The sequence below is a fragment of the Roseococcus suduntuyensis genome (genome assembly GCF_014196305.1).
GTDB classification, from domain to species: Bacteria; Pseudomonadota; Alphaproteobacteria; order Acetobacterales; family Acetobacteraceae; genus Roseococcus; species Roseococcus suduntuyensis.
In genome coordinates this window covers 23,687-37,404 of sequence record NZ_JACIDJ010000009.1, presented here as the reverse complement: position 1 = coordinate 37,404, position 13,718 = coordinate 23,687, and the positions used below count along the sequence as shown (strand labels likewise).

General features: G+C 72.5%; 17 protein-coding genes. 9 read left to right on the top strand and 8 right to left on the bottom strand.

The window, feature by feature from the left end:
• Positions 1-2 precede the first annotated feature (2 nt).
• The 5 genes from dxs to GGQ83_RS18575 all read right to left on the bottom strand — a co-directional run bounded on the left by dxs (position 3) and on the right by GGQ83_RS18575 (position 4,379).
• Complete coding sequence (dxs, locus tag GGQ83_RS18595) at positions 3-1,928, bottom strand: 1-deoxy-D-xylulose-5-phosphate synthase (protein ID WP_184386486.1); 1,926 nt, start codon at positions 1,926-1,928, stop codon at positions 3-5.
• A complete protein-coding gene (locus GGQ83_RS18590) occupies positions 1,928-2,848 on the bottom strand; it encodes a polyprenyl synthetase family protein (RefSeq protein WP_242534763.1) in 921 nt (306 codons plus the stop codon). The genes dxs and GGQ83_RS18590 overlap by 1 nt, the downstream gene beginning before the upstream one ends.
• Positions 2,849-2,862: 14 nt before the next feature.
• The gene (locus GGQ83_RS18585; protein WP_184386566.1) at positions 2,863-3,141 is read right to left on the bottom strand and encodes an exodeoxyribonuclease VII small subunit; all 279 of its coding nucleotides are present in this window, start codon (positions 3,139-3,141) and stop codon (positions 2,863-2,865) included.
• A gap of 69 nt (positions 3,142-3,210) precedes the next feature.
• A complete protein-coding gene (locus GGQ83_RS18580) occupies positions 3,211-4,140 on the bottom strand; it encodes a histone deacetylase family protein (protein ID WP_184386485.1) in 930 nt (309 codons plus the stop codon).
• The gene (locus GGQ83_RS18575) at positions 4,137-4,379 is read right to left on the bottom strand and encodes a sulfurtransferase TusA family protein (protein WP_184386484.1); all 243 of its coding nucleotides are present in this window, start codon (positions 4,377-4,379) and stop codon (positions 4,137-4,139) included. The genes GGQ83_RS18580 and GGQ83_RS18575 overlap by 4 nt, the downstream gene beginning before the upstream one ends.
• 61 nt (positions 4,380-4,440) lie before the next feature.
• On the opposite strand from GGQ83_RS18575, the gene GGQ83_RS18570 reads away from it, so the two are divergent.
• Positions 4,441-5,316 (top strand): ROK family protein, encoded by an 876-nt coding sequence (locus GGQ83_RS18570; RefSeq protein ID WP_184386483.1) that lies wholly within the window; start codon positions 4,441-4,443, stop codon positions 5,314-5,316.
• Entirely contained in the window at positions 5,307-6,578 is a 1,272-nt protein-coding gene (locus GGQ83_RS18565) for a DNA polymerase IV (protein ID WP_456315762.1), read from the top strand. The genes GGQ83_RS18570 and GGQ83_RS18565 overlap by 10 nt, the downstream gene beginning before the upstream one ends.
• 35 nt (positions 6,579-6,613) lie before the next feature.
• On the opposite strand, the gene nth is transcribed toward GGQ83_RS18565, so the two are convergent.
• The gene (gene nth / locus GGQ83_RS18560; RefSeq protein WP_184386564.1) at positions 6,614-7,261 is read right to left on the bottom strand and encodes an endonuclease III; all 648 of its coding nucleotides are present in this window, start codon (positions 7,259-7,261) and stop codon (positions 6,614-6,616) included.
• A gap of 100 nt (positions 7,262-7,361) precedes the next feature.
• Between nth and GGQ83_RS18555 the strand changes: the two genes are divergently transcribed.
• Together GGQ83_RS18555 and GGQ83_RS18550 are read left to right on the top strand one after the other, a co-directional pair.
• The gene (locus tag GGQ83_RS18555) at positions 7,362-7,844 is read left to right on the top strand and encodes a DUF2244 domain-containing protein (RefSeq protein ID WP_184386482.1); all 483 of its coding nucleotides are present in this window, start codon (positions 7,362-7,364) and stop codon (positions 7,842-7,844) included.
• A complete protein-coding gene (locus GGQ83_RS18550) occupies positions 7,841-8,653 on the top strand; it encodes a DUF2272 domain-containing protein (RefSeq protein WP_184386481.1) in 813 nt (270 codons plus the stop codon). Before GGQ83_RS18555 ends, GGQ83_RS18550 begins: the two co-directional genes overlap by 4 nt.
• Before the next feature lie 54 nt (positions 8,654-8,707).
• Here GGQ83_RS18550 and GGQ83_RS18545 read toward each other — a convergent pair whose 3' ends face one another.
• Positions 8,708-9,616 carry a LysR family transcriptional regulator gene (locus tag GGQ83_RS18545; protein WP_184386480.1) on the bottom strand — a complete coding sequence of 303 codons (909 nt, stop codon included), beginning with the start codon at positions 9,614-9,616 and terminating at the stop codon, positions 8,708-8,710.
• Between the two features lie 128 nt (positions 9,617-9,744).
• Here GGQ83_RS18545 and GGQ83_RS18540 point away from each other — a divergent pair, with 128 nt between their 5' ends.
• Positions 9,745-10,167, top strand: a complete 423-nt coding sequence (locus GGQ83_RS18540) for a DoxX family protein (RefSeq protein ID WP_207017782.1) — start codon at positions 9,745-9,747, stop codon at positions 10,165-10,167.
• Between the two features lie 177 nt (positions 10,168-10,344).
• Here the strand turns inward: GGQ83_RS18540 and GGQ83_RS18535 are convergent, their stop codons facing one another.
• On the bottom strand, positions 10,345-10,890 hold the full coding sequence (locus GGQ83_RS18535; protein ID WP_184386478.1) for a zinc-ribbon domain-containing protein: 546 nt from the start codon (positions 10,888-10,890) through the stop codon (positions 10,345-10,347).
• Between the two features lie 94 nt (positions 10,891-10,984).
• On the opposite strand from GGQ83_RS18535, the gene GGQ83_RS18530 reads away from it, so the two are divergent.
• Genes GGQ83_RS18530 through GGQ83_RS18515 form a run of 4 tightly spaced genes read left to right on the top strand, consistent with a single transcriptional unit; the run spans position 10,985 to position 13,575 of the window.
• On the top strand, positions 10,985-11,650 hold the full coding sequence (locus tag GGQ83_RS18530; RefSeq protein WP_184386477.1) for a cell division ATP-binding protein FtsE: 666 nt from the start codon (positions 10,985-10,987) through the stop codon (positions 11,648-11,650).
• A complete protein-coding gene (locus tag GGQ83_RS18525; protein ID WP_242534762.1) occupies positions 11,643-12,506 on the top strand; it encodes a cell division protein FtsX in 864 nt (287 codons plus the stop codon). Before GGQ83_RS18530 ends, GGQ83_RS18525 begins: the two co-directional genes overlap by 8 nt.
• Before the next feature lie 26 nt (positions 12,507-12,532).
• Complete coding sequence (gene tsaB / locus GGQ83_RS18520) at positions 12,533-13,147, top strand: tRNA (adenosine(37)-N6)-threonylcarbamoyltransferase complex dimerization subunit type 1 TsaB (protein WP_184386476.1); 615 nt, start codon at positions 12,533-12,535, stop codon at positions 13,145-13,147.
• Positions 13,144-13,575, top strand: a complete 432-nt coding sequence (locus GGQ83_RS18515; RefSeq protein ID WP_184386475.1) for a GNAT family N-acetyltransferase — start codon at positions 13,144-13,146, stop codon at positions 13,573-13,575. Before tsaB ends, GGQ83_RS18515 begins: the two co-directional genes overlap by 4 nt.
• Positions 13,576-13,718: the final 143 nt, after the last annotated feature.

The window sequence follows — 13,718 nt, the reverse complement described above, 5'->3', positions numbered from 1 at the left end:
TCTCAGGCGCTGGCGGAAACGGCCAGCGCCTCCTTGCCCAGCGCGCTGAGTGCCATCGCCGTAATGTGCGGCGCGTTCAGCCCGGCGATGTCGTATTGCTTCTTCGGGCTTTCGTGGTCGATCCAGATGTCCGGCAGCGTCATCGGCCGGAACTTGAGGCCATGGTCCAGCAGCCCCTTCAGCGCCAGGTGGTGCATGACCAGGCCCCCGAAGCCGTTCAGACTGCCTTCCTCGATGGTGATCAGCACCTCATGGTGCTTCGCCAACTGCTCGACCAGCGCGGTGTCCAGCGGCTTGGCGAAGCGCGCATCGGCCACCGTGCAGGACAGGCCGTAGGTGGCGAGTTCATCCGCCGCCTTCAGGCATTCCTGCAACCGCGCGCCATAGGAGAGGATGGCGATCTTGCTGCCCTCGCGCACCACCCGCCCCTTGCCGATGGGCAAGGGTGTGCCGCGCGCCGGCAGGGGTTGCAGCGCGAAGCCCTCGCCGCGCGGATAGCGCACGCCGGAGGGGCCATCGTCGATCTGCGCCATGGTGGCGATCATGTGGGCGAGTTCGACCTCGCAGCTCGCGGCCATCAGCGTGAAGCCGGGCAGGCAGCCGAGATAGGCGATGTCGAAGCTGCCCGCATGGGTCGCGCCATCGGCGCCGACCAGCCCCGCGCGGTCCATGGCGAAGCGCACCGGCAGGTTCTGCAGCGCCACGTCGTGCACCACCTGGTCGTAGCCGCGCTGCAGGAAGGTCGAATAGATGGCGCAGAAGGGCTTCAGCCCCTCGGTCGCCATGCCGGCGGCGAAGGTGACTGCGTGCTGCTCGGCGATGCCCACGTCGAAGCAGCGCTCGGGGAAGCGCTTCGCGAACATGTCGAGGCTGGTGCCCGAGGGCATGGCGGCGTTGACGGCGACGATGCGCTCATCCGCCTCGGCCTCGGCGATCAGCGCCTGGGCGAACACCTTCTGGTAGACGGGCGGGCCGGGTGGGGCCTTCTGCTGCTCACCGGTGATGACGTCGAACTTCTGCACGCCATGATACTTGTCGCCGCTGGTCTCGGCCGGCGCATAGCCCTTGCCCTTCTGCGTGACGGCATGGACCAGGAAGGGGCCCTTGTGCCCGGTGTCGCGCAGGTTGCGCAGCACGGGCAGCAGGTGGTCCATGTTGTGGCCGTCCACGGGGCCGACATAGTAGAAGCCCATCTCCTCGAAGAGCGTGCCGCCCGTCAGCAGGCCGCGGGCATATTCGTCGGCGCGCTTGGCCACGCGCTCGATCGGGCCCGGGAAGTTCTTCGCCATCTTGGCCACGAAGTCCCGCACCGAGAGGAAGGGGCGCGAGGAGATGGTGCGGCTCAGATAGGCGCTCATCGCGCCCACGGGGGGCGCGATGGACATGTCGTTGTCGTTCAGGATGACGATGAGGTTGGCCTTCTCGGCCCCCGCATTGTTCATCGCCTCATAGGCCATGCCGGCCGACATGGAACCGTCGCCGATCACGGCGATGACGTTGCGCGGCTTCTCCTGCAAGGCACTGGCAACCGACATGCCCAGGCCCGCGGAAATACTTGTGCTGGAATGCGCGGCGCCGAAGGGGTCGTATTCGCTCTCGCTGCGCTTGGTGAAGCCCGAAAGCCCCCCGCCCTGGCGCAGGGTGCGGATGCGGTCCCGCCGACCCGTCAAAATCTTGTGCGGGTAGCACTGGTGGCCGACATCCCAGATCAGCCGGTCATGCGGCGTGTCGAACACCGCATGAATGGCGACCGTCAGCTCCACGACGCCCAGCGAGGAACCCAGATGCCCGCCGGTGACGGAGACGGTGCTGATGGTCTCGGCGCGCAGTTCATCGGCCAGCTGGCGCAGCTGTTCGCTGGAGAAATTCCGCATGTCGGCGGGGACGCGGACCCGGTCCAGCAGCGGGGTGGCAGGACGGTCTTGCATCAATTCCTCCGCGCGATCACGAAATCAGCGAGCGCGCGCAGCATGTCCGCCCGCTCGGAAAATCCATCCAGGTGGTCGCGCGCCTGCGCGACCAGTCGTTCGGCCTGCAGCCGGGCCCGTTCGAGGCCGAGCAGTCCCACCAGCGTGGCCTTGCCCGCCCCGGCATCCTTGGCGGTGGCCTTGCCCACCTCCTCGGTGGTGGCGGTGGCGTCCAGCAGGTCGTCGGCGATCTGGAAGGCCGCCCCCAGCTCCCGCCCATAGGCGCCCAGCGCCTGGCGCTGCGAGGGCGCGGCCTTGCCCAGCACGGCGCCCGCCTCGGCCGAGAATTCGATCAGCTTGCCGGTCTTGAGCAGCTGCAGCCGGCCGATGGCGCTTTCGTCCAGCGCGCCGCACGACTGCTCGGCCATGATGTCCAGCATCTGCCCGCCCACCATGCCGCGCGGGCCGGCGGCATGGGCCAGCATCCGCACCAGCTCGATGCGCACGGCGGGGTCGGGATGGGTCGCTTCGGCGGCCAGCACGGTGAAGGCATGGCTTTGCAGCGCATCGCCGGCCAGGATGGCGGTGGCCTCGTCGAAGGCCTTGTGGTTGGTGGGCTTGCCACGGCGCAGGTCGTCATCGTCCATGGCCGGCAGGTCGTCATGGATCAGGCTGTAGGCGTGCACCATCTCGATGGCGCAAGCCACCCGCAGGGCGGCCTGGCGCGAGACGTTGAACTGCCGGGCGCCTTCCAGCACCAGGAAGCCGCGCAGCCGCTTGCCGCCGCCGATGGTGGAATAGCGCATGGCGTCGAAGAGCCGCGCCTCATCACCCTCCACCCGGGGAAGAACCTCATCGAGGGCCGCGTCGATCTCGGCGGCCGCCGCCGCCATGGCGGCGGGCAGATCAAGGGCGGATGCACCCGCCGGGACCATGTTCATGCGAACCCGAATTCCTATTCCACATTCCGCAGGACGAGCCCGGCCTTGCCCTCAACCACCGCCTGCACCTTCGCCTCGGCCTCGGAGAGCTTCTGTTCGCAATGCCGGCGCAACGCCGTGCCGCGTTCATATTCGGCGATGGCCTGGGCCAGGGTGGCCCGGCCGCCCTCCAGCGACTTCACGATGGTTTCCAGCTCGGTCAAGGCTTCCTCGAAGGAGAGGGAGGCGATGTCCCGTTCCCGCACCTCCGCGGCACCCGCAGCACGCTCATCCACCCTGTGCTCGACCGACATGACCTTCTCCCAACCTTCTTGCACTATAAGGCCGCCTGACGCGAACCCAAAGCCTTCATCGTTTTGACATCAGTCCCGCAACAATCCCCGCACATGGGCGGCGGCCGAGGCCGCCAGCGCCGGCAGGTCATAGCCGCCTTCCAAAAGGCTGACGATGCGCCCGCCGCAATGCCGCCCGGCCAGGGCGCAGAATTCCGTGGTGAGCCAGGCGAAATCCGCCTCGGTCACACGCAGCTGCGCCAGGGGGTCGCGCGCATGGGCGTCGAACCCGGCCGAGATCACCAGCAATTCCGGCCGGAACGCCTCGATGGCCGGCAGCAGCGTCTCCGCCCAGGCCGCGCGGAAGGCCGCGCCATCGGCGCCGGGCGGCAGGGGGGCATTGAAGATGTTGCCCGCTCCCCGTTCCTCCGCGGCCCCGGTGCCAGGATAGAGCGGCATCTGGTGCGAGGAGGCGAAGAGGATGCTCGGGTCCTCCCAGACGCAATCCTGGCTGCCATTGCCGTGGTGGACGTCGAAGTCGCAGATGGCGACACGGCTCAGCCCATGCGCCGCCTGGGCGTGGCGGGCGGCGATGACGGCATTGGCGAACAGGCAGAACCCCATGGGCCGGCGCCGCTCGGCATGGTGGCCAGGGGGGCGGGTGGCGCAGAAGGCGCGCTGCACATGGCCGCCCAGCACCTCGTCCACCGCGCGCACCGCCGCGCCGGCGGCCAGCAGGGCGGCGCGCGCGCTGCCCGCGCACATCACCGTGTCGGCATCGAGCGCGATATATTCGCCAGGCGCGGGGCGCACGCCCAATATGGCGGCCACATAATCGGGCGGGTGGACGCGTTCGAGCTGTTCATAGGTGGCCTCGCCCGGCTCATCGCGGATGAGGCCGACGAATTCCTCCGCCTCCAGCGCGGCGAGCACGGCGCGCAGCCGGTCGGGGCATTCGGGGTGGCCCTCGCCCATCTCGTGCAGCAGCCCGTCGCGGTGGGTCAGCAGCAGCAGGCTCATGGCGTGGCTTTCCGGCGCAGGACGAAGCGGTGGACGCCATCCGCGCCCGTCTCGGCCGAGAGCAGGGTGTGCCCCGTCTCCTCCGCATAGGCCGGGAAGTCCTTGAGCGCGGCGGGGTCGGTGGCCAGCACGGTCAAGGTCGCCCCCGGCGCCATGCCGCGCAGGGCCTTGTTCGTCCGCAGCACGGGAATCGGGCAGGTCATGCCGCGCGTGTCGAGGATGGTCGTTGTCTCTCCCATTGATGCACTCCACCATTGCGCGGGGCTTGCCCGCAAGGGGCGCGCGGCACAGCTTCCCCGGATGCGAATTGGCGTGGACCTGGGCGGCAGCAAGATCGAGGTGGTGGCGCTGGACGCCGCCGGCCATGCACGGCTGCGCCGGCGGGTGGCCACCCCCCCCAGCTACCCGGGTGTCATCGCCGCCATCCGGGCGCTGGTGGAGGGGGTGGAGGCGGAACTCGGCACGCGCGGCACCGTGGGCGTGGGCATTCCGGGCAGCCTTTCGCCGGCCACGGGGTTGGTGCGGGGCGCCAACTCCACCTGGCTGAATGGCGGGCGGCTGGACGTTGACCTGGCCGCCGCCCTGGGCCGCGAGGTGCGAATTTCCAACGACGCCAATTGCCTGGCCCTCTCCGAAGCCGCCGATGGCGCGGCGGATGGGGCCACCAGCGTCTTCGCCGTCATCCTCGGCACCGGCGTGGGCGCGGGCCTGGTGGTCCAGGGCCGGCTGCTGGAGGGCCTGAACCGCATCGCCGGCGAATGGGGCCACAACCCCCTGCCCTGGATGACCGCGGCCGAATTCCCCGGCCCCCGCTGCTGGTGCGGCCAGCGCGGCTGCATCGAGACCTTCCTCTGCGGCCCGGCGCTGGCCGCCGATGCCGATGGGCCGGGCGCGCGCGACGCCTCCAGCCTGCCCGCCCGCACCGATGCCGCGGCAAAGGGCGCCCTTTCCCGCCACACCGACCGGCTGGCCCGCGCGCTGGCGCATGTGGTGAACCTGCTGGACCCGGAGGTGATCGTGCTGGGCGGCGGGCTGTCCAACATGGACCACCTATACACGGACCTGCCCCGGCTACTCCCGCGCCATGTGTTCTCGGACGTGGTCCGCACGCGCATCGTGCGCGCCGCCCATGGCGACAGCTCGGGCGTGTTCGGCGCGGCGCGGCTGTGGCCCTGACACCCGCTCTCTGCCGGGACTGCTTCTCCACCGCCCCCGGCGAGGGAACCGCCTGCGCCCATTGCGGCGGCCGCCGCCTGATGCGTCACGCGGAACTGTTCACGCTCACCATCGCGCATGTGGATTGCGACGCCTTCTTCGCCAGCGTGGAGAAGCGCGACCGGCCGGAACTGGCGGCCAAGCCCGTCATCGTCGGCGGCGGCAAGCGCGGCGTGGTGGCGACCGCCTGCTATGTGGCCCGCACCTACGGAATCCGCAGCGCCATGCCCATGTTCAAGGCGCTGGCTGCCTGCCCCGATGCGGTCGTCATCAAGCCCGACGGCGCCAAGTATTCCGCCGCCGCGGCGCAAATCCGCGCCCTGATGGAGGCGCTCTCCCCCCTCGTGCAGCCGCTTTCCATTGACGAGGCGGTGCTGGACCTGGCGGGCACCGAGGCCCTGCACAACGCGCCCCCCGCCGTGGTCCTGGCCCGTTTCGCCCGCGCGGTGGAGCGCGAGGTGGGCGTCACCATCTCCATCGGCCTCGCGCACAACCGGCTGATGGCCAAGCTGGCGGCGGAGCGCGACAAGCCGCGCGGCTTCGCCGTCATCGGCGCCTCGGAGGCTGCGGAGTGGCTGGCGCCGCAGCGCGTGGGGCTGCTGCCCGGCATCGGGCCCGCGGCCGCGCGCCGGCTGGAGGCGGCGGGGATCACGCGGCTGGGCCAACTGGCGGCCCTTGACCCCCGCGCGGCCATCGCGCGGCTCGGCGAGGAGGGGCCGTCGCTCGCCGCCCGCGCCCGTGGCGAGGACCCCCGCCCCGTGAACCCCGTGCGCGAGACCAAAAGCATCAGCGCCGAGACCACCTTCGACACCGACATCGCCACCCTGCCCGAGCTGGAAGCCGTGCTGTGGCGCATCGCGGAGAAGCTGGGAAAGCGCCTTTCGGCCAAGGGCTTCGCGGCGGGGGGTGTCGCGCTCAAGCTCAAGACCGCGCGCTTCGAGACGCGCAGCCGCCAGGCCCGCCTGCCCGCGCCCACCCGCCTGCCCGAGACCCTCTTCGCCGCCGCCCGCCCCCTGCTGGCGCGCGAGGCCGACGGCACCCCCTTCCGCCTGCTGGGCCTCGGCGCCGCACCGCTGGTGGATGGCGCCGGCGCCGACAAGGGTGACCTGGCCGACCCCGAGGCCCCGCGCCGCGCCGCGAAATGGCAGGCGGTGGAGGCCCTGCGCGCCCGCTTCGGCGAGGCCGCCGTCAGCCCGGGGCGGGGGCTGTCACGGAAGCGATAGCGCCTGATGCGCGGAGGCAAAGCGGGAGCGGTGAATCAGCCGCCCGGCGCCGCCAGCACCTTGTCCCGGTAGTTGCAATGGGCCACGGCGCCGCAGCGCCAGCATTCCGGCGCCCGCGCCTTGCAGATGTAGCGCCCGTGCAGGATCAGCCAGTGATGCGCGTCGCGCAGCAAGGCGGGCGGGCAGCGCTTCACCAGCGCGTCCTCCACCTCCCGCACCGTCTTGCCGGGGGCGAGGCCGGTGCGGTTGCCCAGGCGGAAGATGTGCGTGTCCACCGCCATGGTCGCCTGGCCGAAGACCACGTTCAGCACGACGTTGGCGGTCTTGCGGCCCACGCCGGGCAGGGCCTCCAGGGCCACCCGGTCGGCCGGAACCTCGCCGCCATGCTGGTCCACCAGCATCCGCGCCAGCGCCGCCACATTGCGCGCCTTGGCCTGCCACAGCCCAATGCGGCGGATGTGCTGCCCGATGCCCTCCGCCCCCAGCGCGGCCATGGCGGCGGGGGTGGGCGCGGCGGCGAAGAGGCCGGGCGTCACCTTGTTCACCATCGCATCCGTGGTCTGGGCCGAGAGCACCACCGCCACCAGCAAAGTGAAGGGGTCGGTGTAGTGCAACTCCGTCTCGGGCGCGGGGTTCTCCTGGGCGAGGGCCTCTAGGAAGGCCACGGCCTGCATGCGCGACATCAGCCGCGCGCGGCGCGGGGCGCGGGCGGTGCCATGGAGTGGGGCAAGGGGGCGAATGGAGGGGGTTTTCACGTCGCAGGTCATTCTATCTCATTCAGGCATGGTCAAGGCCCATCCTTTGTTCGAGGCGCGCTCGACGCCGCTCAACAGCCTGAGCGCGCGGGGCTTCCGCATCGTGGCCGGCATCCTCTGCGGGGGCTTCGCCTTCACGGGGCTGTTGTTCACCTTCATGGGCGCCTGGCCGGTGCTGTTCTTCGCGGGCGCCGAGGCGGTGCTGGTGGTGGCCATGCTGGCCCTGTACCGCCGCCACGCCGCCCATAGCGCGGAGCTGGTCACCTTGCAGGCCGGCAGTATCACCGTCCGCCGACGCGAGGGACGGCGCGTGGAGGAGGCCCGCTTCGACCCCTTCTGGGCCAAGCTGCGCTGGGACGGCCCGCGCCTGCTTCTGGGCCACAGAGACGCCAGCATCGAAATCGGCCGCTATCTGGCCCCGGAGGAACGCGAAGACTTGGCCCAGCAACTCGAATCCGCCCTGCGCACCTATCGCGAACCCCGCTTCGACAACCCGCAGCTGCGCGCATGAGGCGCCTCTGCGCCCTGGCTTTGGTGCTGCTGGCGGCCGCCTGCGCCACGCCGCCCGCGCCCCCGCCGCCGGCCCCCCTGCCCTATCCGCCCAGCGCACGGGAGAGGCTGCAACGCCTCGCCATGGCCGAATGGCAGGACTGGGGCTGCACCACCTCGGGCCTGCCCGGCCCGGCCCTGGCCGCCTGTGCGCCCGTGACGGCCGCCCGCCCGGAGGCAGACCCCAGCAACTTCCCCCGCGTGCTGGCCTATTGGCGCGCGGTGCCGCAGACCGAGGCGGCCATCCCGCGCAATCGCGCCCTCTACGCCCGCGCGCTGGGCGGCGAGGCGACGCCCCTCTGGGCCGAGCCCTTCTGGTCCGCCGCCTTCATCTCCTGGCTGATGGGCGCCGCCGGGGTGGATCATGTGGAATTCGCCCCCGACGCCGCCCATGCGCGCTACCTGGACCACCTGGACGTGCTGGCCGCCACCCATCCGCGCACCGCGCCCTTCCTGCCGCGCGACCCGGCCGCCTATGCCCCGGAGCCCGGAGACCTGGCCTGCTTCGACCGCTCGCGCCGCCCGCTGGCCCGCTGGGCCGACCGCGCGTCCGAACGCGGCCAGTTCCGCCCCATGCATTGCGACCTGGTGGTGTCCACGGGGCCGGGGGTGGTGGAAATGCTGGGCGGCAACGTGAACGACATGGTGACGCTGCACCGCGCCCCCGCCGACGCCGGGGGCCGCCTGCTGCCCACGCCGCGGCGCTTTCTCGTCATCATGGAAAACCGCCTGGGCCGCCTGCCGCCCTGGGGGCCGGTGCCGATCAGCTGAGGGCGGCGCCACCGGGGCCCTCGCGAAGGCGCGCAGCGACTTCGCGGGGAATGATCAGGCCTCCCGCGCCTCTGCCAGCAACAGCCGCCTGAGCCAGGCATGGCCGGGGTCCGCCTCGAAGCGGCGGTGGAACACCAGGGAAAGCCGCGTGTGCCGCACCGCCACCGGCGGCTCGCGCACCACCAGCCCGTGCGGCGCGGCCAGGCTCTCGGCCAGCCGGGCCGAGACGGTGATGATCATGTCGGTCCGCTTCAGCACCTCCGGCACCGCGGAGAGATGCGCGATCACGCCCCCCAGCCGCCGCGACAGTCCCTGCCCGCCCAGCACGACATCCAGCGCCCCGTCGCGCGAGCCATTGGCCGAATGCAGCAGGTGCGGCACCGACAGGAAGCGTTCCATCGTCAATTCCCCCGCCGCCAGGGGGTGGTCGGGTCGCATGAGCGTCAGGAAGGCCTCGGGCAGCATGCGAAGCCGGGTGTAGAGGGCGGAAGGCTCGGGCAGCATCGCGATGGCCAGCACCGCCTCGCTCTGTTCCAGCAGCGCCTCGGCATTGGTGCGGTCGGCGTGCCGTATGGTCAGAAGGCAGCCCGGCGCCTCGCGCGCCATGCGGCCCAGCACCAGGGGCGCCAGCACGGCCTCGGCATATTCGGAGAAGGCCACGGGGAAGATGCGCCGCGCCGTTGCTGGGTCGAAGGGCATCTGGGCGGAAAGCACTTCCGAAAGCCGGTCCAGCGCCTCGGCCACCGGGGCGGCCAGGGCGAGGGCCAGCGCGGTCGGCTCCACCCCGCCCGGGCGGCGCAGGAACAGCTCATCCCCCAGCGCCGACCGCAGCCGGGCCAGCGCGTTGGAGACGGCCGGCTGGGAGAGGTTCAGCCGCTGGGCGGCGCGCGTCACATGCCGCTCGCGCGCCACCGCGTCGAAGACCCGCAACAGGTTGAGGTCGAGCTGGGAGAGGTCGGTCACGCGGCGCGTCCATCATTCACGGCATGGATGATGATCCTGTCGCATCGGGATTGGAAGCGCGGCCTCGTCCGGGCGCACATGTCGGCCAAGGGCGGCGCGGCCGCCTTCCCATGACAAGGACGACCCACATGCCCACCACCCACCAGACCACCCCCTATGCGGCGCTGCTGCTGCGCGTCTCCCTCGGAATCCTGCTGCTGGCGCATGGCGCCTGGCTGAAGCTCGGCGTCTTCGGCCTGGCGGGGACGATGGGGTTCTTCGGTTCCCTCGGCTACCCGCCCGCGCTGGGCGCCGTGGTCGCCATCGCGGAGACGCTGGCGGGCCTGGCGCTGATCCTGGGCCTCTGGGTGCGCGTCGCCTCGCTGGCCATGGTGCCGGTGATGCTGGGCGCCACGCTGGTGCATCTCGGCAATGGCTGGCTGTTCAGCGCGCCGGGCGGCGGCTGGGAATTCCCGGCCTTCCTCGCGGTGGCCCTTGTGGTGCAGGCGGGGCTGGGCGCGGGTGCCCACGCGGTGGCAAGGCCCCAGCCGGCAGCGCGCGCGGCGGCCTGAGGGCTTGCCTCTGCTGAGAACGCGATTCACCGCTCCGGCAATTCCGCCTCCGCGGATCGCGTTCTAGCCGCCGAGAACGCGCTTCACCGCTCCGGCGATTCCGCCTCCGCGGATCGCGTTCTAGCCGCCGAGAACGCGCTTCACCGCCCCGGCGATTCCGCCTCCGCGGATCGCGTTCTAGCCGCCGAACAGCCTGGCCACCCAGCCGAAGGGCGGCCAGGCGGTGGCGATGGCCTCGCTGTAGAGGAACAGCAGCAGCAGGATCACCACCAGGGCCAGCACGCTGCCGGCCCAGGCCATCGGCAGCAGCGCCCCGCCCCGAACCCGGCGCGGGGCGCCCGGCATCCAGCGCGGCGTGGCCAATGGCGGCGGCGCGGCGGGCCGGGGGGTGAGGGTGCCGTCCTCGTTCAGCATCTCGGCGGGGTCGGGACCGATGCTCATGGGCGCGGTGACAGGCGCCGACTCGGGCTCCGGCTCCGGCGGCGCGCCGATGCTGCGGGGAAGCGGCGCGGCGGGCGGCGGTTCCTTGGCGTCCGCTTCCGGGGCGGAGGGCTCCATCGCCGGAGGTGCGTCATCGGCCGCGGGCGGGGCCGGCAGGGCCTCCTCCGGCAGTTCCGGCACCCAGCGCGTGCCGCAGGCCGCGCAGCGCACAGGCTTGCGCGTCAGCACCAGGGCATCTGGCACGCGGTAGGCCGTCGCGCAGTTCGGGCAGACGATGTCCATCTCTGGATCCGCATGTGCCAACGGAAGCCCGTGGTCCGCAACCTCCCGCTGTGCGAAACCAGGGGCCGGGGCAGATTCGAAGGGGGATGGACCCATGGTCCGGTTCACCAATATCGGCCTGCGCTATCCGGAAGGGCGCGGCCAATGGGCGCTCAGCGGGCTCGATTTCCTGCTGGAGACGGGCAGCTTCACCTGGCTGCTGGGCCCGTCGGGGGCAGGGAAGTCCAGCGTGCTGGGGCTGATGCACCTGGCCGTGCGGCCCACGGCCGGGCGGATGGAGGTGCTCGGCCAGGACGTGGCGCGCATGCGGCGCGGCGCCCTGCCGGGGCTGCGACGGCGAATCGGCGTGGTGTTCCAGGATTACCGCCTGCTGCCGCACCTGAATGCCTATGAGAACGTGGCCCTGCCGCTCAGAATCCAGGGCCTGACCGAACAGCGCCTGCGCGCCGACGTGACCGAGATGCTGCGCTGGGTCGGCCTGCTGGAACGCGCGGATGCCGCCCCCGCCTCGCTTTCAGGCGGAGAGCAGCAGCGCCTTGCCCTGGCCCGCGCGGTGGTCGCGCGCCCCGCCCTGCTGGTGGCGGACGAGCCCACGGGCAACCTGGACGGCGCCCAGGCGCGCCGCGTCATCGCCCTGCTGCGCGAGATGCACCGGCTTGGCACCACCGTCGTCGTCGCCACCCACAGCGAGGCCCTGCCGGAGGAATACCCGGCGCCGGCCCTGCGACTCGAGGCCGGGCGGCTGCTCTCGCATGGCTGACCGCAACGCCTTCCGCATGCGCCGCCTCCGCGGGCGTGACCCGCTGGGCCTGCGCCGGGCGCTCGCCGGCTGGCTGCTGCCCGCCCTCGTCGCCGCCATGGCGCTGCTGGCCGCCATGGCGCTGACCGGCGCGCAGGGGGCGGGCAGCCTCGCCGCGCGCTGGGAACAGGCGGCGGCGGGGCAGATCCTGGTGCAATTGCCGCCGGAGGGCCTCGGCCCCGCGCTGGACAGGCTCTCCGCCCTGCCCGGCGTGGCCTCCGCCACCCCCGTGCCGGATGCGCGGCTGCGCGAATTTCTCCGCCCCTGGCTGGGCGAGGTGCCCGGCCTGCCGCTGCCCGCCATGGTGGAGATGCGAATCTCCGACCCCTCCGCCGAAACCGCCATCCGCGCCGCCGCCGCCGACATCCCCGGCGCCCTGGTCGAGGAACGCGGCGAGGCCGTGACCCAGGCGCTGCGCGTGGCCAATGGGGTGCGGGGGCTCGCCTGGGTGATCCTCGCCATCATCGTGCTGGTGGCCACCGCGCTGGTGGCCGTGGCGACACGCGCGGGCATCGCGGCCCGCAGCCAGACCATCACCATCCTGCACGAGCTGGGCGCGCGCGATTCCGACATCGCGGGCCGATTCGCCCGGCGGCTGGGCTGGCTGTGCACGCTGGGGGCGCTGGGGGGGCTGGCCATCGCCCTGCCCGCGCTCTGGCTGCTGGCCGATGCCGCCATTCCCGTCGCCATGGCGCGGCCGGCGGCGCTGGCGGACCTGCCCTGGTGGGGTCTCGCCTCGCTGCCCTTGGTGGCGGGGACCATCGGCTGGATCACGGCGCGGCTGACGGTGGGGGCCTGGCTGCGCCGCTTGCCGTAGCGGCCTTCCGGTGCGAAGCGGGTGGGATGCGCCTGCTGGTCCTCGACGCCGCCCTCTCCCGCTGCCTCGCGGCCCTGGTGGAGGATGGCATCTGCCTCGCCCAGCGCGAGGCCCCCGGGCCGCATGGCCAGGCCGCATCCCTGCCGCCGCTGGTGGAAGCGCTGATGGGCGAGGGCTTCGACGCCATCGCCGTGGGCATCGGCCCCGGCAGCTTCACCGGGCTTCGCACCGCCATCGCCCTGGCCGAGGGGCTGGCGGCCGCCCGTGGCGTGCCCCTGGTCGGCGTCTCGACCGGCGAGGCGCTGGCGGGCACCTTCCCCCACCCCGTCTGGGCCTGCACCGAGAATCGGCGCGGCGGGCTGTTCCTGGAACGCTTCGGCCCCGGCCCCTTCGCCGAGGCCCCGCCCCTTTCGCTGGCGGAACCCGCCCTGCCCCCCCCATCCACCCTGACCTGGCTGGTGGGCGATGGCGCGCCCCGCGCCGCCGCCCGGCTGCGCGCGCGCGGCGCCCCGGTGGCGCTGGGCGCCGCGCGGCAGGTGGAGGCGCTGCCGCTGGCTGCCGTCGCACTCCGCCGCCTGCGCGGCGAAATCCCGCCCCGCGCCGCCCTGCCCCTCTATGTGGACCCGGCCGCGACCACATGACGCTCCGCGCCGCCACGCCGGAGGATGCCGCGCTGCTGGCCGCCATCCATGCCAGCGCCTTCCCGGCCCATGAGGCCTGGGACGGGAAGACCATGGCCACCCTCCTCGGCATGCCCGGCGCGCTGGGGCTGGTGGCGGACGAGGACGGCATGATCCTGCTGCGCCTCGCCGCCGATGAGGGCGAGGTGCTGACCTTCGCCGTGCGCCCCGAAGCCCGCCGCGCGGGGCTGGGCCGCGCCCTGCTGGAGACGGGCATGATGCTGCTGGCCGCCCAGGGGGCCACCGCCCTGCTGCTGGAGGTGGCGGAGGAAAATGCCGCGGCACTGGCGCTCTACGGCGCGTGCGGCTTCACCCGCGCCGCCACCCGGCGCGACTATTACGGCGCGGGGCGGCACGCGCTGCTGCTGCGGGTTGATCTGGCCGCGTGATTCACGCCTCCGGGCATACGCCCTGCGGCGATCACGCTTTGCCGCCCGCGTGATTCACGCCTCCGGGCATACGCCCTGCGGCGATCACGCTTTGCCGCCCGCGTGATTCACGCCTCCGGGCATACGCCCTGCGGCGATCACGC